The 20,646-nt window shown below is 47.8% G+C and carries 21 protein-coding genes; 11 read left to right on the forward strand and 10 right to left on the reverse strand.

The genetic code is table 11. The features are described from left to right. Positions 1-52 precede the first annotated feature (52 nt). The 5 genes from G459_RS0124390 to G459_RS0124410 form a co-directional block, all read right to left on the reverse strand. The gene (locus tag G459_RS0124390; protein WP_026969917.1) at positions 53-1,729 is read right to left on the reverse strand and encodes an OmpA family protein; all 1,677 of its coding nucleotides are present in this window, start codon (positions 1,727-1,729) and stop codon (positions 53-55) included. 2 nt (positions 1,730-1,731) lie between these two features. Beyond that, positions 1,732-2,703 carry a deoxyhypusine synthase family protein gene (locus G459_RS0124395; RefSeq protein ID WP_026969918.1) on the reverse strand — a complete coding sequence of 324 codons (972 nt, stop codon included), beginning with the start codon at positions 2,701-2,703 and terminating at the stop codon, positions 1,732-1,734. A 280-nt stretch (positions 2,704-2,983) separates the two neighbouring features. Then, complete coding sequence (locus G459_RS0124400; protein WP_026969919.1) at positions 2,984-3,610, reverse strand: OmpH/Skp family outer membrane protein; 627 nt, start codon at positions 3,608-3,610, stop codon at positions 2,984-2,986. Positions 3,611-3,706: 96 nt separating this feature from the next. After that, positions 3,707-4,609: a histone deacetylase family protein gene (locus G459_RS0124405; RefSeq protein ID WP_026969920.1), complete on the reverse strand. Its 903-nt coding sequence runs from the start codon at positions 4,607-4,609 to the stop codon at positions 3,707-3,709. Positions 4,610-4,706: 97 nt separating this feature from the next. After that, on the reverse strand, positions 4,707-5,264 hold the full coding sequence (locus G459_RS0124410) for a hypothetical protein (RefSeq protein ID WP_026969921.1): 558 nt from the start codon (positions 5,262-5,264) through the stop codon (positions 4,707-4,709). A 97-nt stretch (positions 5,265-5,361) separates the two neighbouring features. Here G459_RS0124410 and G459_RS0124415 point away from each other — a divergent pair, with 97 nt between their 5' ends. Continuing rightward, positions 5,362-5,796, forward strand: a complete 435-nt coding sequence (locus G459_RS0124415; protein WP_026969922.1) for an AlbA family DNA-binding domain-containing protein — start codon at positions 5,362-5,364, stop codon at positions 5,794-5,796. Here G459_RS0124415 and G459_RS0124420 read toward each other — a convergent pair. Further along, positions 5,785-6,150: a phage holin family protein gene (locus G459_RS0124420; RefSeq protein WP_026969923.1), complete on the reverse strand. Its 366-nt coding sequence runs from the start codon at positions 6,148-6,150 to the stop codon at positions 5,785-5,787. The two genes, G459_RS0124415 and G459_RS0124420, sit on opposite strands and share 12 nt — an antisense overlap. A gap of 144 nt (positions 6,151-6,294) precedes the next feature. Between G459_RS0124420 and G459_RS0124425 the strand changes: the two genes are divergently transcribed. Beyond that, positions 6,295-7,044: an acyl-CoA desaturase gene (locus G459_RS0124425; protein ID WP_026969924.1), complete on the forward strand. Its 750-nt coding sequence runs from the start codon at positions 6,295-6,297 to the stop codon at positions 7,042-7,044. Between the two features lie 380 nt (positions 7,045-7,424). Then, positions 7,425-7,754, forward strand: a complete 330-nt coding sequence (locus G459_RS0124430) for a BlaI/MecI/CopY family transcriptional regulator (RefSeq protein WP_026969925.1) — start codon at positions 7,425-7,427, stop codon at positions 7,752-7,754. A gap of 65 nt (positions 7,755-7,819) precedes the next feature. Here the strand turns inward: G459_RS0124430 and G459_RS0124435 are convergent, their stop codons facing one another. Continuing rightward, positions 7,820-11,053 (reverse strand): S41 family peptidase, encoded by a 3,234-nt coding sequence (locus G459_RS0124435; RefSeq protein ID WP_026969926.1) that lies wholly within the window; start codon positions 11,051-11,053, stop codon positions 7,820-7,822. A gap of 243 nt (positions 11,054-11,296) precedes the next feature. Between G459_RS0124435 and tyrS the strand changes: the two genes are divergently transcribed. Further along, a complete protein-coding gene (gene tyrS, locus G459_RS0124440; protein WP_026969927.1) occupies positions 11,297-12,589 on the forward strand; it encodes a tyrosine--tRNA ligase in 1,293 nt (430 codons plus the stop codon). Between the two features lie 138 nt (positions 12,590-12,727). Next, entirely contained in the window at positions 12,728-13,423 is a 696-nt protein-coding gene (locus G459_RS0124445) for a TetR/AcrR family transcriptional regulator (RefSeq protein WP_026969928.1), read from the forward strand. An 81-nt stretch (positions 13,424-13,504) separates the two neighbouring features. Here the strand turns inward: G459_RS0124445 and G459_RS0124450 are convergent, their stop codons facing one another. Next, positions 13,505-14,293: a M48 family metallopeptidase gene (locus G459_RS0124450; RefSeq protein WP_026969929.1), complete on the reverse strand. Its 789-nt coding sequence runs from the start codon at positions 14,291-14,293 to the stop codon at positions 13,505-13,507. A 194-nt stretch (positions 14,294-14,487) separates the two neighbouring features. On the opposite strand from G459_RS0124450, the gene G459_RS0124455 reads away from it, so the two are divergent. Then, positions 14,488-14,994 carry a PaaI family thioesterase gene (locus G459_RS0124455; RefSeq protein ID WP_026969930.1) on the forward strand — a complete coding sequence of 169 codons (507 nt, stop codon included), beginning with the start codon at positions 14,488-14,490 and terminating at the stop codon, positions 14,992-14,994. On the opposite strand, the gene G459_RS0124460 is transcribed toward G459_RS0124455, so the two are convergent. Next, the gene (locus tag G459_RS0124460; protein ID WP_026969931.1) at positions 14,991-15,725 is read right to left on the reverse strand and encodes a peptidase associated/transthyretin-like domain-containing protein; all 735 of its coding nucleotides are present in this window, start codon (positions 15,723-15,725) and stop codon (positions 14,991-14,993) included. The two genes, G459_RS0124455 and G459_RS0124460, sit on opposite strands and share 4 nt — an antisense overlap. A gap of 241 nt (positions 15,726-15,966) precedes the next feature. Between G459_RS0124460 and G459_RS28540 the strand changes: the two genes are divergently transcribed. The 5 genes from G459_RS28540 (at position 15,967) to arsB (ending at position 19,488) form a co-directional block, all read left to right on the forward strand. After that, on the forward strand, positions 15,967-16,791 hold the full coding sequence (locus G459_RS28540) for a glutamate--tRNA ligase family protein (RefSeq protein WP_051315417.1): 825 nt from the start codon (positions 15,967-15,969) through the stop codon (positions 16,789-16,791). Positions 16,792-16,887: 96 nt separating this feature from the next. Then, entirely contained in the window at positions 16,888-17,220 is a 333-nt protein-coding gene (locus G459_RS0124475) for an ArsR/SmtB family transcription factor (RefSeq protein WP_026969932.1), read from the forward strand. 48 nt (positions 17,221-17,268) lie between these two features. Next, a complete protein-coding gene (locus G459_RS0124480; protein ID WP_026969933.1) occupies positions 17,269-17,739 on the forward strand; it encodes a DUF6428 family protein in 471 nt (156 codons plus the stop codon). Between the two features lie 76 nt (positions 17,740-17,815). Then, on the forward strand, positions 17,816-18,451 hold the full coding sequence (locus G459_RS0124485) for a low molecular weight phosphatase family protein (RefSeq protein WP_026969934.1): 636 nt from the start codon (positions 17,816-17,818) through the stop codon (positions 18,449-18,451). After that, a complete protein-coding gene (gene arsB, locus G459_RS0124490) occupies positions 18,451-19,488 on the forward strand; it encodes an ACR3 family arsenite efflux transporter (RefSeq protein ID WP_026969935.1) in 1,038 nt (345 codons plus the stop codon). Before G459_RS0124485 ends, arsB begins: the two co-directional genes overlap by 1 nt. Here the strand turns inward: arsB and pelA are convergent, their stop codons facing one another. Next, positions 19,489-20,586 carry a pectate lyase gene (pelA, locus tag G459_RS28545; protein ID WP_035456994.1) on the reverse strand — a complete coding sequence of 366 codons (1,098 nt, stop codon included), beginning with the start codon at positions 20,584-20,586 and terminating at the stop codon, positions 19,489-19,491. Between the last annotated feature and the right edge of the window lie 60 nt (positions 20,587-20,646).

The following is a 20,646-nucleotide window of genomic DNA, read 5'->3' on the forward strand; positions in this document are numbered from 1 at the left end:
GCCTTCAAAGAGAAAAAGGGCTTCCATTTTAGTTTGGAAGCCCTTTCTTTTTTCATTCAACCGCCAGCTCGACGCGCCGGTTTTTGGCTCTGCCGGCTTCGGTCGCGTTGGACGCTATCGGTCGAGTGCCGCCCCAGCCTGATATTCTAAGGCTTTCGAAGCTTACCCCTTTGCTGACCAAGAAGTCTCGGACACTTCCAGCCCTTTCGAGCGAAAGCTGTTTATTCAGACCGGGATCTCCAGCATTGTCCGTGTGCCCGTTGATCCTGATCGTCACCGACGGATTTTCCACAAGGAATCTTGCCAAATCAGCCAGGCTCGCCTCTGTGCTCTCCCCCTCCAGTTCTGCAGTTCCTCTCTTGAAGTTTACGTCTTCGAGCAGAACGGTACTACCCGCTTCAGCTTTCGTCAGAAGCACCACCGATTTGCCTTTGAGGTCAAAGCTATCGACTGATACCTGCTTGGGAAAATACCCCGGCGAAGAAATTTTTACGGAACTGACTCCTTTCTCCTTCATCTCAGAAACCAGATATGGCTCTTGATAATCAACACTTTCCACTCCAACCTGCCACGTCAAAGTATAAGGAAGTTCGAGTTTGTTTTTACCATCAATAGCAAGGAAAGTGACAGGGACTTCAATCGCTTTTGGAGGTTCTGATGGTTCTACGGCGGAACTTGAATCCATCGGAATTGGTGTGATAACGGTATCGAAATAGATGTTTGTCGAGTCAGAAACCGGAATTACTGTAATCTGTCTATTCTCCACCGAAACTCGGGAAGACCGAGCAGGCGATGCTGCTTTTTCCACCGGCTTCTCAGCAACGACCGGAGCGACAAACTCTGTGGGCACCACAAGTGGAACAGGTGTGGAGAAAGTCATCAGATCTGCAAAACCGTCGCTGTTTTGAGTACTCGTCCAAACGATTTCATCTTGGTCAAGAAACGTAATTGAGGCCTCGGAACCGTTTGAGCTGATCTGCTCCCACTTCTCCGGTAAGCTCCAACTTTGCCAGGATTCGCCCAGCTTTTTCGCGATCAGGATGTCTTTCCCGTTTGCTCCCGGATATGAGTTGGAAGAAAAATAGAGCTGATTGCTTTTGGGATCGAAATAAGGCCCGCTCTCCTGAGCGAACCCGTTTATCGCAGGGCCGAGACTTTGCAGACTGGACCACTCGATTACTCCGACTTTCTCACTCAGATAAATATCTTCATGCCCAAGTCCTCCTGATCTTTTCCCAGCAAGAAAAAGCAATTTGCCCCCTTCCGCGACTCTGCCGGTGACGAACCCTTCAAAGTAATCCAGATCCGGAAAATTCACTTTGCGAAGGTAATTCCAGTCCTGACCAAACTTTGAAAACTGGTGAAGCGAGGCTGTATTCCCTTCCTTTCGAAGCACCAAAAGAGTCAATACATCTTCCAGACCCAAAGCGAGATCATAGCCCGCCGTGCTCAAGTCCGGCCGATGTGTGGCAATGCCCCACTCGCCTGCATCGTCCTTTCGTGTCTCCCAAATATCGCCCGGATCGGCTGTGCCCCCCAAGTTTGAGGGATGGAAAGCACGGGTAAACAGCAGTGTATTATTTCCAATCCAAACTGGGTTGGTATCGTCATTTGGGCTATTGGCTCCGGAAAGCGATCGCAATTCCTGCGCTTCGGCACTGATGAAAAAACAAAAAGCAAGCAGCATAACGCCGCTTGCTTTGAGAATATGAGAGTTTGAATTAGTCATAGTTATTGATCCAACACGATGGCGAAAATCAGGGGCGCCACGATGGTTGCATCAGATTCGACAATGTACTTAGGTGTTTCCTGGCCGAGCTTGCCCCAGGTGATTTTTTCATTGGGAACAGCTCCGGAATAAGACCCATAAGAAGTGGTCGAATCAGAGATTTGGCAGAAATAACCCCAAAGAGGCACATTTGTCCGCTGCAAATCCTGGTGCAACATCGGTACCACACAGATAGGGAAGTCTCCTGCAATTCCCCCGCCAATCTGGAAAAATCCGACAGTACTTTCGTCAGTTGCGTTCTGAGTGTACCATTCTGCCAGGAACATCATGTACTCGATACCGGTACGCACGGTGTGTACTTTCTTGACGTCTCCCGATATCACGTGACCGGCAAACATATTTCCAAGGGTAGAATCTTCCCAACCTGGGACGATGATCGGAAGGTTTTTCTTTGCAGCTTCGAGCAACCAACTGTTTTTTGGATCGATCTGATATGACTCCTCCAGCTTACCTGACAAGAGGATTTTGTAGAAGAACTCATGCGGGAAGTACGCTTCATTTGCCTGGTCGGCTTTCACCCATTCTTCGAGGATGACGTTCTCGATACGGCGCATCGCTTCCATTTCTGGAATACAGGTATCCGTGACGCGGTTCATGTGGCGCTCCAGCAGCTCCTGCTCCTGCGCAGGCGTCAGTTCGCGGTAGTTGGGAACGCGCTCATAGTAGTCGTGAGCCACGAGATTAAACACATCCTCCTCCAGGTTGGCGCCGGTGCAGGAGATGATCTGCACTTTGTCCTGACGGATCATCTCCGCCAGAGAGATGCCCAATTCAGCAGTCGACATGGCTCCAGCAAGGGAGACCAACATCTTTCCTCCATTGTCAAGGTGGGTTTTGTACCCTTCGGCAGCGTCAATTAGTGCCGCGGCATTGAAGTGGCGGTAGTTGTGCTTTAAAAATTCCGTGATTTTCATCTGTTTATATTTTGTTTTTCAATGGTCAGATGGAATACCCAGGATATTCATCCCCTTGTGTGAGAATGGTTTTCTCATGGGTATTTCATGCTTTTATAATTTATTTTTTAATGGCAACCTGGAATCTGGCATTTTGGATAATCCCTCCAGTTAATGGGGTACCCGTTATGCCCAATTTCGTTTCGTTCGGGGTTTTCGATCGTGGCGCAAAAATACCCAATTTTTACCCACAAAAAAACCCGGAATAAATCCGGGTTCTCAAACTTAGAGTAGGTTTCGCTTACTTCTTCGCTGTCGTATCTGCCGCCGCAGGAGCTGCGCCTGCCGGATTTGCAACGTATTCTTTGTTCAAACCCTCTACTACAGAGGCTGTCACGTCGATGGCATCAGTGGCGTACCACATCGCGCCGCCACGGGTATAGCTCAGGATGATGTCTATGTTATTTTCCTTCGCGTAGTCTTTCATGTAGGTTTGCACTTTTTCGTACACATCATTCATCAACTTCGCCTCATCAGCTGACAACTCTTGCATCAGATTGTTTCGATAGGTCATCAGGTTTTGCTCTTTCTGTACCAATTCATCCTGCTTAGCTCTCGCTTGGTTTGGAGTCATATTACCGCCAGTCTGCTGGAAAGTCGCCACTTCCTGCTCAAATCCTTTTGCTCTGGACTGAAGATCCGAGTCAAATCTTTTTCCTTTTGAGGTGATTTCCTCAGACATCTTTTTGAAGTAATCATACTTGTTGATCACAGAGTCTGTATATACGAAAGCCACTTTCATATCACCTGCAGCGACTCCTTCGCCAGTTGACGCGGTTTCAGCAGTAGAAGCGGTTTTTTGGTCACATGAATAGAAAAGCACTGATGCCAGTGCCAGTACTCCGAAGAATTTCAATCCTTTTTTCACTTTAAATACGTTATGGTTGACAGGCCGCAAATATATAGAAAGTATTGATTCTGCAAGAATGGAGGGGAAATCTGTCTGTTAATTTCAGTTAAGCCTCTAAAAATAAAGCGATTGCGCCAGCCGAAAGACATGCGCGTGCCCCTCGATAATATCCTTGATCCGCTTGGAGTACCCGCCTCCCATGCAGCACATCACCGGAATCCGGTTGTTTTTTGCCAAGGTAAGCACGGTTTCGTCTCTTTCTTTCAATCCGTTTTGGCTAAGCTGTAGGCGGCCCAGTTGGTCTGAAGCCAAGACGTCCACACCACATTGGTAGATCAAGAAATCCGGCTCAAACACCTCCAATATTTTAGGCAAATTCGCCGTTAAGGCACACAGATATTCCCGGTCGCCAGTTCCGTCCGAAAGTCCGATGTCCAGGTGCGATTTCTCCTTTCGGTGGGGAAAATTCTTCTCCCCATGCATGCTGAAGGTGAATACGTCGGTTCGCCCCCGGAAGATCTCTGCCGTCCCATTGCCCTGATGGACGTCCATATCCACGACCAATACCCGTCTCACCAGCTGATTTTCCAAAAGATAGTTTGCGGTGATCGCGATGTCATTGAGCAGACAGAAGCCTTCTCCCCGATCAGAAAATGCGTGGTGCGTACCTCCCGCAATGTTCATTCCGACGCCGTCTTGAAGCGCGTAGACCGCAGCTCTGACCGAGCCATTTGCGATCACTTTTTCCCGATGGACCAATTCCGCGGTGAGTGGAAAGCCGATTGCCCGAATCTCTGCCCGCGATAGCTCCAGACGCTCCAGTCTATCGAGATAATCCCGATGGTGGGTGTTGAGCAACCATCGTTCATCGATAGATCCTGGCGTGAAAAAATTCCCTTCCGTTAGCGTCCCTTCATAGAGAAGCTGCTCAGGTAGTAGGCTATATTTTTCCATTGGAAACCGATGTCCCTCCGGCAAAGGATGGGCGTAAACGTTTGACCAAGCTACTTTAAGCATAAAAAATGCACCGGTTGCTCACCAGTGCAGAGTTTGTTTTGTATAATATATTGCGCTTAAGATAGAATCGCAAAGCGATACATAAGGATGAGTAATTTCAAATCTCGTCTTCTTCCGTCTGAAATGCATACAGTGTATCGTCCAGTACCAGCGTGTCGTCATTGAACTCCTGAACAAACTTGGTAACGGTCTTCTCCGAAATCTCTTCCACATTGAGCGCAGCATCCAACCCCACTCCATAGTCATGGTTGGTATCGATGTCGACAAATTCCTGAACCTTCACCGTCTCCTCTTCCTCCATCTCCATGATGATCTCGGTGATAAACCAGCCGACCTCTTCCTCTTCGCTGCTCAAGGGCTTCATATTCCCATTTTCATCCTCCTCATAGTTGATTCCTTTGAAATTGGGGAATTTTTTGGCAGCCTCGTGTTCGGCGATTTCGTACACTTCGCTGGCGTGGTGAAGCCGAAGGGTGTAGAGCGCGGCATCGTAGATTACCTCTTTGCCTTCAAACATTCCAACAAAGTAAAAATTGACAAATTCGTCAGAATTTTCGTCGTCAGGGATAACCTTAAAATTCTTTCCAGACTTCTTAAGTTCGGCTTTTAAGTTATCTACGTTTTGCGGATCAAATCCGGGATTAGAAAAAGTCATAATTCAATAACTTAGGTGGTAGTATAGAGGTGATTTGAAGAGTAACGGGCAAGGCCAAATCACAGTTCACAAATAGATAAGAAAGTAAAGGAATAAAATGAAATCAGCAAAATTTGAAGAACAATTTGTAAAAAACCTAATTAAGCAAAAAGAAGGCAATAAGTTAGATTTCAAACAGAAAATAACTTCAAAGGAAAAAATCTCCAAAACATTGGCTGGAATGGCCAATTCGGACGGTGGTTTTATTTTGATCGGCATTTCTGACGACAAAAGAATCATAGGAGTCGACCCAGAGGAAGAACGCTACATGATCGAGGCCGCCAACGAGGAATTTTGCATCCCCAAAGTCTCTCTCGCGATCAATGAAATTAAGGTTTTTGACGAAAAAATGTCCGACCTGACCGAAGAAAACGAAAAATCGCTGCTGTTGGTCGAGGTCAAAAAAACGCAGGGCCCGGAGATCTTCTGCAAAGGCAAAAACGGGGAACTGAAATCCTATAGACGCGTCAACGACCAGACGCTATCGACTTGAATCGAGACTGTTTCCAAATACTCCGTTGATCAAACTCACCACCAACGAAAAACCCAAAGCCCACCAGAAACTTTCCACGACAAATCCAGGGATAAAATGCTCCGCAATCAAGATGACGCAGGCGTTGATCACCAATAAAAACAGCCCGAATGTGATTAGCGTAATCGGGAAAGTGAGAAGAATCATGATCGGCTTCAGCGTGAAATTGATCAAAATAATCACCGCTGCCAGAATAAAACCAGTCGTCCACGTGTCAATGCTGACACCCTTCATCAGATAATCAGCGATCAACACCGAGATTCCGCCCAGAATGATTTTGGTTAAAACCGAGCTTCCTTTGCTTTTTGCATCCATAGTGTCTAAAGTTAAGAATGTGATCAAAACAACGCTCCAAACCTGACATTAATCATCGCCTTATTTGGCGCGATTTTTCCAACGGTAAATGGAATCAATCTAATCTAGCAGTATATTTGCACACGCACTGTAAAAGTTACCTGAGTGATCATCCTTATCTTCTTCCTGCTTCACTGGTATTTCTCCCTGTTTTGCCAGAGTTTCTTCCTCCACCGATACGCCGCCCATCAGATGTTTGTGATGAGCAAGTATTGGGAAAAGTTCTTCTATTTTTTCACCTGGATGTGGCAGGGCAGCTCCTATCTCTCTCCGAGAGCGTATGCGATTCTTCACAGGATGCATCACGCCTACTCCGACACACCAAAGGATCCGCATAGTCCACATCACACCGAGAACCTTTTCACGATGATGTGGAAGACCAAAAACATCTACAACGACTACTTTAGCTTTAAACTAAAGCCAGAGGAGCGATTTTCTAAAGATATACCCAGTTGGAATCGGTTTGACAAGTTTGCTGATAACATGGCCATCCGGGTCGGTTGGATCATGGTATACGTGTTGATCTACGTGCTTTGCATCTCTGTCTTCGAGCTGCCGGGAACCCACTGGTGGATGTACTTCCTGCTACCCATCCACTTCTTGATGGGGCCCGTGCATGGGGCGATCGTCAACTGGAGCGGACACAAGTACGGCTACGCCAATTTTGACAACAACGATCAGTCTAAAAACTCCCTCCTACTCGATGTGTTGATGCTGGGCGAATTGTTTCAAAACAATCACCACAAGCTCCCCAACAGACCCAACTTCGCGGTAAAGTGGTATGAATTTGACCCGACCTACCCGATCGTCAAGCTCCTGCACGCCACTCGAATCATCAGATTGCGGACGACGTAGATTCCGCTCGAGAAAAAAAAAGCCGCCGAAAGCGGCTTTTTTTTTGTCTTATCAAATAGGCAATCAGGTTCGTTTACAGCCTTTTGAGAGAATATTTCGGTTGCCTCTCTCTGACCTCGATCCATGTGATTTTTGTATCAAAAGAGATTACGGCTATGCAAAACGCGAAAAACCAGTCTCAAACTTCGCCTTTGGTACGCTTAAAAATCCCTTTTATGGAAAAAGTTCTTTTTAAAAAATTTGACAAATGTCAATTTATATAGTTTATTATCAGGCTATTACTCCAACCTACCAACTAAACACTATAAATATTTTATTAAACCCTTTGGAATTAAGAAACTAAACCAATAATTTTCTATTGATTTAAAACTTAACACCTTATGAAACCATTAACAAGAGCGGAAGAGGAGATCATGCAGATCCTCTGGGATATCGAACGAGGCTTCGTGAAAGACATCCTAGCACCAATGACGGAGCCAAAACCTGCCTACAACACTGTATCGACGATTGTCAGAATCCTCGAGAGAAAAGGATTTGTTAGCCACAAATCTTACGGTAAAAGCCACGAGTATTTCCCGATTGTCTCTAAAGATGAATACAGAACGTTCATCATCAAGAGAATGCTGGAAGGGTACTTCGACAGTTCATTTGCCAAGTTGTCTCAGTTTTTCAAAAACGACGAGTCACTGAACACCAAGCAATTTCAGTAAAAACTGAAGCTTAACACTCAAAAAAACCCGATCGGATTGATCGGGTTTTTTTCGTTTTGTAGCTTTTACTTGACGTCCTTGAGGAGTTCCTCGACGGCTTTTTCAAGCTGCTGATCAATCCCCCGGTCTATTTTTCCTGGCATATTTTTCACCTCAAACTGCGGCTTTGTTTCATTGTTTTCCATCCATTTCCCGGCTTTGTCTTTCGCAGAAATGGGTACAGCTCCCCAGCGGGTTCCATCCGGCAATCCTTCCCATCCTGCAAAGGAGCAAGTTCCCGGTGTAGGCATCCCTACCGTCTTCCCTATCTCCAGATCGGTATAGCCGCAGGCAAAGCAGTGTCCGTCGGAATAATTGGCCTCGTTAAACATCGCCAAGGTCGGCTTCGTCCAGCGAGCGGTCGGCTCCCCGCCTACTATCTTGTCGGCAGTTGCATAGGTGATAAATGGTTTCCCGGTGAAGAACATCACCAGATCTGCTACCAAGTCTCCACCACCGTTGAATCGGGTATCGACGACGACGGCTTCCTTGTCGAAGTATTTTCCCATCATATCCTCGTACGCATTGCGATACGGCCCGTCACTCATGCCGGGAATATGGACATAGCCGAGCTTGCCCCCGCTGAGTTTCTCGACTTCTTCCTGGTTCTTCTTCACCCACCTTTTATAAAGCAGTTGATTTTCAGCGCCCAGTGAAATCGGCTTCACGGTATATTGCTTTCGCTGCTGACTGCTCGGATCGAGAACCTCAATTGCCGTGAATTTGTCCGCTTTTCTGTTGAGCAGTTTGGCAAAGTCCGTCGTGGCGCTTACGAGTTCACCGTCGATGCGCTCTATGATCATCCCCGGTGCAATCGTAATGTCGCTCTTGTCCAAGGGTCCGCCTTTGACCACTTCTGTCACTTTGATCCCGTCACCGGCGAAAGAATAGTCCCAGAAGATCCCCAGCGCACCCGTGGCGTCAGCCATCGGAACGCTGCGGCTGAATCTCGCACCGGCATGAGACACGTTCAGCTCGCCGATCATCTCAGAGAGCATCTCGGCAAACTCGTAACTGTTGCCGATATGAGGCAAATACTTCTGATACTCCGGCTTGATAGCATTCCAGTCGATGCCATGCATGTCCGGTGTATAAAAGATCCCCTTGGTTCTTAGCCACACGTGTTCAAAGAGATGAGCCGTTTCGGCATTCCTGTCAAACGTCATCTCTCCCGATATCTTAATGCCTTCCTTCTTCATGGTTTCCGGATTGATCTTGGAGATACTGCCATCGGAAAGCAAAAAGAGATTTTTCTGGTCCTTGTCCCAGAGCAGGCGACCCGAATTAGCGTCCAGTGCAATTTCCTGCTTGGTATCTTTGGTTCTCAGATTGGTGCTCCAGAGGTTCATGCCTTTTTCGAAGCGGGCCAGGTAAAAGAGCTTTTCCCCGTCTTTGGAAAGCAGGGCATCGCCCATGTTGGAGGAGTGAATCGTCAATCTCGCTTTTCGCTCCTCAAATCCATCCCAGTCAAAATCAATCGGCTTCACTTCTTTTTTCTCCGGCTTGTCAGATTTTGATTTTTCGTCTGATTCCGCAGGTTTTTTCGCTTTTTCGATCTCTTTCAAAAGATCAAATTCATCTTTGTTCAATCTGAATTTGTCCCAGGCAGTTTGGTCGAAAAACATCGTATAAACGTCATCCTCCATCCTTCCGCTGGTCGCATAGCTTCTGAGTCCGTCCCGGTTGGAAAACCAGATCATCTGCTTACCGTCGTTCACCCACTTGGCGTTGTCATCGGAATAGCCACTCTGAGTCAGCATTCGTATCTTTTCTTTGCCAGTGGCATCCAGCAGCACCACTTCTGAATTAGTCATCGTCGGTCGGTAGCTCGCCAGCAACCACTTGCTGTCCGGGCTCCAGGTGAAATACTGATCTCCATCACTCATGTGGAACAGCAGATCAGAGCCCATCAACGTCACAGAAGTTTTCGCATCGATATCCAAGACTTTCAGATTTCGGCGGTCTTCGATGTATGCCAGCTTTTTTCCGTCAGGGGAAAATTTTGGCAGATAAGCATCGGCCCCCGCGCTGACCAGTGTTTCTTCCTTGAGCAAGGTGGACGCAAAGAAAAACGGCTCGTCAGCACGAACCTTCAACGTTTTATAGATCTGCCATTTACCGTCCCGCTCCGAGGAATACACGACCGACTTGCCATCGGGAGCGAAGGCTACAAAACGCTCCTGCTCGGGCGTATTCGTGATCCGCTTCGTCAATGAACCATCGACCGAAGTCACGAAAACCTCTCCTCTAGCGATGAAAGCAATCTCCTTTCCGTCCGGAGAGATGTCCATTTCCCTTACGCCCCCATTGATTGCGATGTAGTTGTCCGGATTGGAAATCGACTGGGTAGCGATGGAAACTTCCAGTTTTTTAGGCTGCTCGCCTTTTTTCAAAGAATAAAGCTCGCCGTCGTAGCTGAAGCTCATCAGGCCATTGTCGGCTATGGAAAGAAAGCGAACCGGAAAACCGGTAAAGCTGGTCAAGGCTTGAGGACTGGCTGGATTGGCTGTCGGCATGCTGTACACATTAAAGCTGCCGCTTGCCTCACTCAGGTAATAGATCTCAGATTCATCCGGCGAAAAGACTGGATTTCGATCCTCCCCATAGAATTTGGTAAGCATAGCGTGCTCATTTTTCGCAGCGTCATAGATCCAAATGTCCCGGGCGATTGCCGATTGATGATGTTTTCGCCATTCGTTTTCACCACCCTTTTTATCATGATAGATCATCTTGGAGCCATCCTTGCTGCTCTGCACATACTCCGCCGGGATCGTCCAAATCTGGTCGATCCGACCGCCGCCTTTCGCTACCTGATAGAGCTCCGGCTGTGAGCCTGTAGGATATTGGCGATGCTCGGCCACGTCCATTCGGGCTGCGCCAAAGATCACCTTCTGATCATCTGAACTGAAGTCAAAGGGCATTTCGTCCGAAGAATGATAGGTAAGTCGGGTCGCCTCTCCCCCGGCTGCTGCCATGACAAACACGTCAAAATTGCCATAGCGATCTGAGGCAAAAGCGATTTGCTTGCCATCTGCGCTCCAGATGGGCTTGAAGTCATGCGCTTCGTGAAAAGTCAGTTGACTGGCCTTCCCTCCCGTGCTGGAGACCAGGTAGAGATCACCTTTGTAAGTAAAAGCAATTTGACTTCCGTCGGGAGAAATGGCCGGATAGCGCAGCCAGCTCGGGGTAGTTTGTGCGAAAGCCTGCGTTCCAAAAAGAAGGCAAAATCCCAGCGCAATACCTGTAACCTGTTTTTTCATTTGATTTGCTTTTTAAAAGCCATATGGAATCTCGCTCTACCGATATTCATCCCAGTGGTGCGTCGGCGGCGACACGCCCGATTTCATAGGGTAGTTGAAGAACGGCCTGAAAGTAAACAAAAAAAGACATGCGGTTTTCCATGATTTTCGTAACCGGAAATGATTCTATTGGAAAGGCCAAACTAGGTTTCGATACTCCACAGCGATGGCCTATATTTGCGACCTGATAAAATGACCCTTTCAATGAATTCATTTATACAAGAGCTGCAGTGGAGAGGAATGCTCCAGGACATGACCCCGGATCTCGAAGAACATTTGACGAAAGGAATGGCTTCTGCATACCTCGGTTTTGACCCGACAGCTGATTCGCTTCATATAGGACATCTTGTGGGCGTGATGACACTGCTTCACTTTCAGCGTGCGGGTCACAAACCTTTTGCCCTAGTCGGCGGCGCAACCGGAATGATTGGTGATCCATCGTTCAAGTCTGCTGAGAGGAATCTGCTAGACAAAGCAACGCTCGACCACAATGTAGCCTGCATCCAAAGCCAGCTTTCCAAGTTCCTGGACTTTTCCGGCGCGACCTCCAACAAGGCTGAATTAGTCAACAACTTCGACTGGATCTCCCAATTCTCCTTCCTGGAGTTTATCCGCGACGTGGGCAAGCACATCACGGTGAACTACATGATGTCCAAAGACAGCGTGAAACGCAGACTGGAGGACGGAAACGGCCTTTCTTTCACCGAATTCAGCTACCAGCTGATTCAGGGATACGACTTTTATCATCTTTGGAAAAACAACAACTGCTCCATCCAACTCGGCGGTTCTGACCAATGGGGAAATATCGTCACCGGTACTGAGCTCATCCGAAGAATGGGCGGAGGAAGTGCTTTCGCGCTGACTGTACCCCTGATCACCAAGGCTGACGGAACCAAATTTGGCAAGACCGAAGGCGGCTCGGTATGGCTCGATCCGGAGAAGACTTCTCCGTATGCTTTCTACCAATTCTGGTTGAATGTTTCGGACGAAGACGCAAGCAAATACATCCGAATCTTCACGGTTTTGGATCAGGCAACCATCGAAAATCTGGAGACAGAACACGCCGCGTCGCCGCATCTGAGAATCCTGCAAAAAGAAATCGCCAAGCAAGTGACCACGATGGTTCACAGTGCAGCAGATTTTGAAATGGCCGTGAAGGCTTCTGACATCCTCTTTGGAAAATCATCCACCGAAGACTTGGCCGCGCTAGACGAGCGAACCTTTTTGGCCGTTTTCGAAGGCGTCCCACAGGTCCAGATCAGCAAAGACGAATACGCCGGAGTAGAAAACGTCCTGGATTTGTTTGGAGAAAAAACGCAGTCACAGATCTTCCCATCCAAAGGAGAAGCCCGCAAAATGATCCAAGGCGGCGGAGTGAGTATCAACAAGGAAAAACTCGGAGATCCGAATGCAGCCCTGACTTTCGGTCTACTTCAGAGCAAGTACCTGCTCATCCAAAAAGGAAAGAAAAATTATTACATCCTGGAAGTAAAATAAGCTCCTGACCCACAGTAGAAAAGGCCTCAGTTTTAATTTTGAGGCCTTTTTTTATCCTCAGTCTCTGACATATCAGCGCTGCTTTTGACCCTGATTTAATATCTTTGTCACATATTTCACAACCTCGATTCAACCGCTATGGCCGGAGAAAAAAACAAAGAAAAACTCATCCTGGATTCGGCTGTTGCACTCTTTACAGCTAAAGGCTTCCAAGCCACTCGCATGGAAGACGTTGCCAAAAAAGCCGGAATCAGTAAGGGACTCACCTATTTTTATTACAAGAACAAAGAGGATCTTTTCATGGCCTTGACCAAAAAGGCCTTTGATCAGTTTAAGGAGGAGTTCAGGGAAGTGCTCCGCTCCAAGGGGAAAAACGGCCTGGAGATGCTCTGCGATCTGATGGCTAAGACAGTCAATTTTGCAAAAGAACAACCGGTTTACTATCAGGCGGTTTTAAACTTTTTGGATGTCTTGAAGAAATACAATCATCCTGCAACAAGAAAGGAAATCGATCCGCTGGTCTTGGATTCCGTCCATTTTCACAAGATGCTTGAAATCCACCTGGAGCCCATCAAGCTCGGCGTGCAGATGGTTTCCCAAGGAATAAAAGACGGTAGTATCAGACCGGAGCTCCAGCCAGAGATTACCTTTTACGCCGTCTGGGCGATGATCATCGGTTTCGAAAAGATGAGCGGTCCGGTAGGTTTTGAGGGCAAGGAGACCAAGATCAGCCCCGAAGCCTGGCAGCCCGGTTTCACCAAGTTGATGCAGGACATGCTCCGCGGTACGATCCAGGCGACCCGCCCGGCAACCGTACAAACCAGCTTATTCTAAACAAAAAAAAGGACTCATATGAGTCCTTTTTCTGTTTTCTGTTTTCCTAAAACTTATCCGAGAGATTCTCGGACACCCTGTTTACTTTTTATAGTACTCCAGAGCCTTTGGCATATTTGCATTCAGCTTTTCGATCCTGCGACCCGGTCCCGGGTGCGTAGACAGGAACTCAGGCGGTGCCTCTCCTCCCTTGGCTTCCATTCTTTCCCAGAAAATGGGAGCTTGCCGAGGATCATACCCCGCCATTGCCATGAAGATCAACCCCATCTCATCCGCTTCCAACTCGTGTTTTCTTGAGAAGCTCAACATTCCCAGTTCACTTCCCATACCGATAGACTGAAGTAAGAGTTGCTGGGTCATGGTAGGGTTTTGACCCATTGCAGCGGATACCGCAGACATTCCCATGTTGATGGCCATCCCATTGGACATCCTTTCTCTGGCATGCGAGGCCACGGCGTGAGCGATCTCATGTCCCATCACGACCGCAATTCCGGTCTCATCCTGGGTGACCGGCATGATCCCGGTGTAGAAAGCCACTTTTCCGCCGGGCATACACCAAGCGTTTACCTGCTCGCTCTCCAACAGATTGAATTCCCAAGCAAAGTCGTCGACTAACTCCTGATATCCTTCCGAAATCAGATAAGTCTCAACGGCAGCAGCCATTTTCTTGCCGACCCGTACTACTTTCTGACCGTCAGCCGTGCTCGTCAGATTCTTGTCAGCGGCAATTGCCTTTTTATACTCTTCGTTTACCAAAGGCTGGATCTCATCATTGGAGACTACTGCCAGCGCACTTCTTCCTGTCAGGGGAACTTTGGCGCAGGAATAGACCAGCAGTCCAATCGCAAAAATGATCGTTATCTTTTTCATGTGTTTAAAATTGTTTTTTTAAGGTTGTCCCGATATCGGGAAGAAATCTCGCTGTCTATAAAGAGTCGTCTCAAGTGTGACATTTACGTCCTGCTCGATTTCATGGTTGATTATATTTCTTGCTGGAATTTCAAAAAGGATACCAACGTTCGTCGCGCCGGTTAATTTTAGTATTTTGGATCAAAATACCCAAGATGGAAACTCAACGCTTAGCCCAAAGTCTTTCTTCTGCAGCTCTTGATTATCAGCGAAAGATGACCAGTACGATCGTGTTCTGGTTTGCGATGCTGGTCAAACTGCCATCGGCGATTTTCTGGGGATTACGGATCAAGACGTTGACCTCCGAAAGTTGTGCGGTGACTATCCCCTATTCCTGGCGAACCCAAAATCCCTTCAAATCTATCTATTTCGCGGCTTTGGCCGGAGCTGCTGAGTTGAGCACCGGGGCGCTGGGTCAACTTGCTTTGGCAGGAAGAGGCGCTTTTAGCATGCTGGTGGTAGACTTTCGGGCAGAGTATTCGAAAAAAGCCAACTCCAAGATCACCTTTACCTGCGAGCAGGGAGCCGAATTGTTTGCCTTGATCGAAAGTCTGAGCGTGGGAGAAGCTGGCCAGCTGACGATGATTTCCTCAGGTAAAAATCCTCAAGGTGAAGTAGTTGCACAATTTTTTGTCACCTGGTCATTTAAGCGAAAAAGCTAGAAATCGAAGGAGGATTCGATTCGGATAAACTCTGCCAAACTGGCTGCCACTCGGTCTTTGGGCCAATCCAAAAACTCATGCTCGAGATGAAAAGTATTGAACCGCATGATCAATTCATCCCACGTTTCCCGATCCAGCTGATAAGTTGCCATCAAATCGGTGCGGATCGAATCGGAATCGATGACCTCCAGATAGCCTTGTCTGCGCTGTATCCATTCCAGCCGCTCCTCATACTGCCGCAATTGCCGGTTTCTTTTGGTTAGTGAACTCAACACGCCATAAAGAGCAAATCCCGGCGTGAGGTCAGCGTTCTGCGCAGCGCCTGCAGTTACACCGTGGCTGAGCTTCCTCGCCTGCTCAGGTTCGTCCTCGGCGAGGTACAATTTTCCGTCTTTAAACCGAAAGCGATAAGGTTCCGCTTCTACCTGGAAAGTCGGAAGCAGCCGGGCCTGATCCTGAATTTGAAGTAAAAGAAAACGGTCTTTTCCCAAGATAATCTTCCGGTCTATGAATCCGGGGAAGCTAAGACGCAGCGTATCACCCTCCTCGCCTTTCACGGAAAAATACCCCCTGGAATTGGTCCTGACGACCTCATTTCCCTTAACTGATACCGCCACTCCCTCCAGATACTTTTTGTCAAATGCGTCCAGCACATTACCCGAAAAGCTGGTTTGGCCATTCGCGCAAAAGACGACACTGAAGAAAAGGACGAGGAAAACAGGGATTTTCATTTCGGCTGCAAATTACTCGAATATCGCCCAGCTGTCGTAAGACGACCGTTAAAGTAGCTTAATACGCTTCCCGCCCGGCCTTTTGCGCGCTTCGACAGGACTTTTGCTATTTTCGCAGGATGAAATCAAGTACGACCCAAGCAACAAACACCCGGATGATTATTAACAGTGCGAGATTCTCCCGATCCGCCGCGGCGGACGGGACGGGCTATGTGGCCGATAAAAAACAAACTAAAAACACATGAATCTTAGTCTGACCCGTATCGCCCCTACACCGAGCGGCTATCTGCATCTAGGCAATGCCTATTCCTTCCTTGTCACGAAGGCACTTGCCGAAAAGCACGGAGCAAAAATCCTCCTGAGGATCGATGATTTGGACCGGGAAAGATACCGGACAGAATACGTGGAAGACATCTTTGAGACTCTGGATTTTCTTGAAATCAAGATCGACCTGGGGCCAAGGAACCTGCAAGAGTTTGAAGCCGAGTGGTCGCAAATCCACAGAGTGGGCAAATACCAAGACGCCCTGAGTACACTTCGACAGGACTTGAAGGTCTTTGCCTGTGATTGCTCCCGGAAGAAAATCCAACAGCTCGACTCTTCCGGCTATTATTTAGGGCAATGCATCGACCGGAGGTTCTCTTTGGATAAACCGGAAGTCGCCTGGAGAATGGACACGATGGAGGCGGACTATGTGAAGTTTACAGAATATCCCGATCTGCCGAAAAAGGCGCTGATCCCGCAGGATTCGGCTTTTTACGTCGTCAGAAAAAGAGACGGTCTGCCGGCTTATCACTTGACTTCGGTAATCGATGACCTACATTTTGGCGTAGATCTGATCGTGCGTGGAAGCGACTTATACAGTTCTACTTTGGCGCAGCTTGATCTTGCGAGACATCTCGGCGAGGCCGGATTTGAAAAGATAATCTTTCACCATCATCCCCTGGTCAAAGGCCCAAAGCAGGAAAAACTCTCCAAATCCGACGGCGTAACCTCTATTCAGTCCCTGAGAAAAGAAGGGAAAACCCTGAAGGATATCAAGGCGATGGTCGGCCTGGAAGGTTAGAAAAAGGACAATCCCATCATTTTTTGAAAATTTTCTCAAAGCCCTTGCTTTGGAAATCGATTTAATCGTAATATTGCAATGAAACAATTATAACCCATGGGACTTACCAAAACGGAGATATTTTCTGAGCAGCAAAACGAGATCGCTGTCTTTGCTAAGGCTTTCGCTCATCCGGCCAGAGTTGCGATTCTTCAGCACCTTTTTAAGATGGACACTTGCGTCTGCGGGGATTTGGTCATCGAGATTGGGCTGGCTCAACCGACCATTTCCCAGCATCTGAAAGAGCTAAAACAGCTCGGACTGATCAAGGGAAACGTGGAAGGAACGAGCGTCTGCTATTGCATTCACCGCGAAAACTGGAACAAGATGAAGGAAATGTTGAATAAGTTTTTCGATCAGGATATCGCAACCAAAGGGAATTGCTGTTAAAAAAATTTGACTCTATTAATCGTATTATCGCAATAAACAAATAACAAAATGAAGCTATCAGAAATTAAATCCGCTCTGAGCCAGTTGGACTCCATCGCCTTTCAACTTCCCAATGGAGACTTGGTTCCTACTCATTTTCACGTCACCGAAGTGGGGAAAATTTCGAAGCATTTCATCGACTGTGGTGGAACTGTGAGGAATGAAAATGTCGCCAATTTTCAACTTTGGAATGCGGACGATTATAATCACCGACTGCATCCAGAGAAATTGGTACACATCATTGAGCTTTCGGAGAAAGTCCTGGAGTTGGAAGATCTTGAGGTCGAGGTGGAATATCAGGCGGATACCATCGGCAAGTTTGGGCTGGACTTTGATGGGGTTAATTTCCAGTTGACTATCAAGCAAACCGATTGTCTTGCAAAAGAGAATTGCAGTGTACCAGCGCAAAAGCGAACCATCAGACTGTCTGCCTTGACTGCAAGTCAGTCCTCTTGCGCCCCTGGATCAGGCTGCTGTTGAGTTGAAATTAATCCTCGAATCTGTCTGAGGACCCTTTTTCCAACCAACAAAATACCTCCTATTCAATTTATCCAATATGTCCAAAAACGGATTTGGCTTGCTGCCAAAGCTTGAAAATACTGTGGAAATGGCCAGATCGCTGGCCATTTCCGAAGACAGGAAGCAGATTCTCAAGGTTTTGGTCGAGTACATTCAGAGCAAAGCTGACGCGGGAGATGCCGCAGATCTCAACTTTATCTGTACGCACAATTCGCGCAGAAGCCAGTTTTCCCAGATTTGGGCACAGACCGCTGCAGACTGTTTTGGAGTTTCGGCACATTGCTTTTCCGGGGGTGTTGAAGTGACTGCTTTCAATGAGCGGGCGGTTGATTCGATCAAACGCAGCGGATTCCGAGTGACCAAAAAGGGAGAGGAAAATCCGACCTACTTCATCTTCCACTCGGATGATGCCGAGCCGATCGCTGCATTTTCCAAGCTTTTCGACGACCCAATCAATCGCACGGATCGATTTGCGGCGGTGATGACCTGCGCTCATGCGGACGAAAATTGCCCTTTTATCCCCGGAGCTGAAAGCAGAATTCCTGTGCGCTATGAAGATCCAAAGGCCTTCGACGATACACCTGAGGAAGCAGAGAAATATGATGAGCGATCGATGCAGATTGCTGCTGAGATGTTCTATGTTTTCTCTCAAATCGCCATTGTAGGTAGCTGATGGGGAGCAAAAAGTTAAGTTTTCTTGATCAATACCTGACTCTTTGGATATTCCTGGCCATGGCGGTGGGCGTTGGAATAGGCTATTTCTATCCATCGAGCTCCTCCGTAATCGACTCTTTCAGTGTGGGCAGCACGAATATTCCGATTGCTATTGGTCTGATCCTGATGATGTATCCTCCGCTGGCCAAAGAGGACTACAAGCTGCTGCCGAAGGTCTTCAAGAATGTAAAAATCCTCACTATTTCCCTGGTTTTGAACTGGATCATTGGGCCGATACTGATGTTTGCCCTGGCTTTGATCTTCCTCCAAGACTACCCGGAATACATGGTAGGCTTGATCCTGATCGGGTTGGCGAGGTGTATCGCGATGGTGCTGGTGTGGAATGATCTGGCAGAAGGAAGCAGCGAGTATGGTGCCGGCTTGGTCGCGCTGAACAGTATTTTTCAGGTCTTTGCGTACAGCTTCTACGCCTGGATATTTATCACCGTCCTCCCTCCCTATTTTGGTTTCGACGGAGCCATCGTGGATATTTCTATCGCAACAATAGCCGAAAGTGTCGCCATCTATCTCGGTATCCCGTTTTTGATGGGGATTTTGACACGGGTGATTTTGGTGAAAGCAAAAGGTGGGGATTGGTACAAAAACACCTTCATTCCTGCCATTTCGCCTATCACGCTGGTGGCTTTGCTCTTCACGATCGTGGTGATGTTTTCCCTGAAAGGCGAACTCATCGTACAGATCCCGATGGATGTGGTAAGAATTGCTGTTCCCCTCTTGGTTTACTTTGCATTGATGTTTTTAATCGGCTTTTTCGTAACCAAAGCAATGGGTGCCGAGTATGACAAGTCTGCTGCTGTGGCGTTCACCGCTGCCGGAAACAATTTTGAGCTGGCGATTGCTGTCGCGATTGCGGTGTTTGGCTTAAACTCCGGTCAGGCATTCGCCGGAGTGATCGGCCCGCTGGTGGAGGTGCCAGCATTGATCCTGTTGGTCCGTGTGTCTTTTTGGTTGAAGAGAAAGTATTTCAGGGCCTAGTTACTCTCCCTCAACCTTCCTTTTCCACTCAGGATAAGCCGCCAATACTTTAGACGGAGCATTCGTGTACCAACTATAGCCGTTGCGGCGCTCGTAACCGATCTCGGCGAGTGAGTTTTTCTTGATCCCATCGCGATCACAAAAGAAGGGTTGCTCGGTTTCCAGATCGTAGAAGCGGGCCCACAGAGGCGCTGCGTTCTTGTTCTCCACCACGATGCGGTTCTTTTTTCCCTCCGAATCGGTTTCGGTTTCTACGCTGATTCCTTCGATCTGATGTGCTTCAAACCATTGAATCGCTCCATCCACTGCGGCGATCACTTCCTTGGAAGGATCGTCCAGTCTCATCAGCAACAGCACAATTCCGGCAGATTCGCTGCCGCTAAACGACGGCAACTCGTACGCACGGGCCTTTGCGGGAGCAAACGTTTTTTCATCATGCTGGGCACACCAGACGGTACGCTGACCATTTACCACGATTTGGGTTTTCAGAATGCAGTCAATCCCTGCGTCAAATGACTTTTGTGCTTTTGCTATTAGTTCCGGATCGAGCTTCAAGGAGGAATAGGCTTTGTCCCCAGAATAGATCTCTTTGAGAAATCTCAGCGTGTTCACCATCGCGTCGTCATTGTAGGTGATGTGCGTCGAGTAGTCTACCTTTCCCCCACGAATGGGGAAAAACTGCGGCCATCCGCCATTGTCGTATTGGGAGATAAGGATGTAATTCAAGCCCCTTTCAAACGCTTCCTTATAGCGTTCGTCCTGTAGATGAGCATACACTTTCGCCAAAAACCTCATCTCGGTGATGGTTGCTCCATTGTCAAAAGTGGCTCCTATTTTGGCTTTGGTCGCGATGATCCCGGACTTTACTGAGTCGGACAAGGGCTGGTGAAACTCTTTGTTTTTCTCCCAGCCCCCGATGTCTTTTTGGTTCAGCAGGACGTTTTCGGCCACTGCTTTAGCCTCATCCGATCCATACCAAGCGTCAGGCATCTTGGTCGCTACCTGCTTCCAACTTATGGTGAGATAGCTTGCTTCCTGAGCGAAACCTGAAGTGCAAATCAATGCTATAAGAAAACTGAATAGGTTTTTGGGTTTCATGGTTGCTTGTAAATGTGCTTTTGTTTAACCTCAACGATAATACCGCGGCAGTTGATCAAA

The organism is Algoriphagus terrigena DSM 22685, from assembly GCF_000429445.1.
Lineage (GTDB): Bacteria > Bacteroidota > Bacteroidia > Cytophagales > Cyclobacteriaceae > Algoriphagus > Algoriphagus terrigena.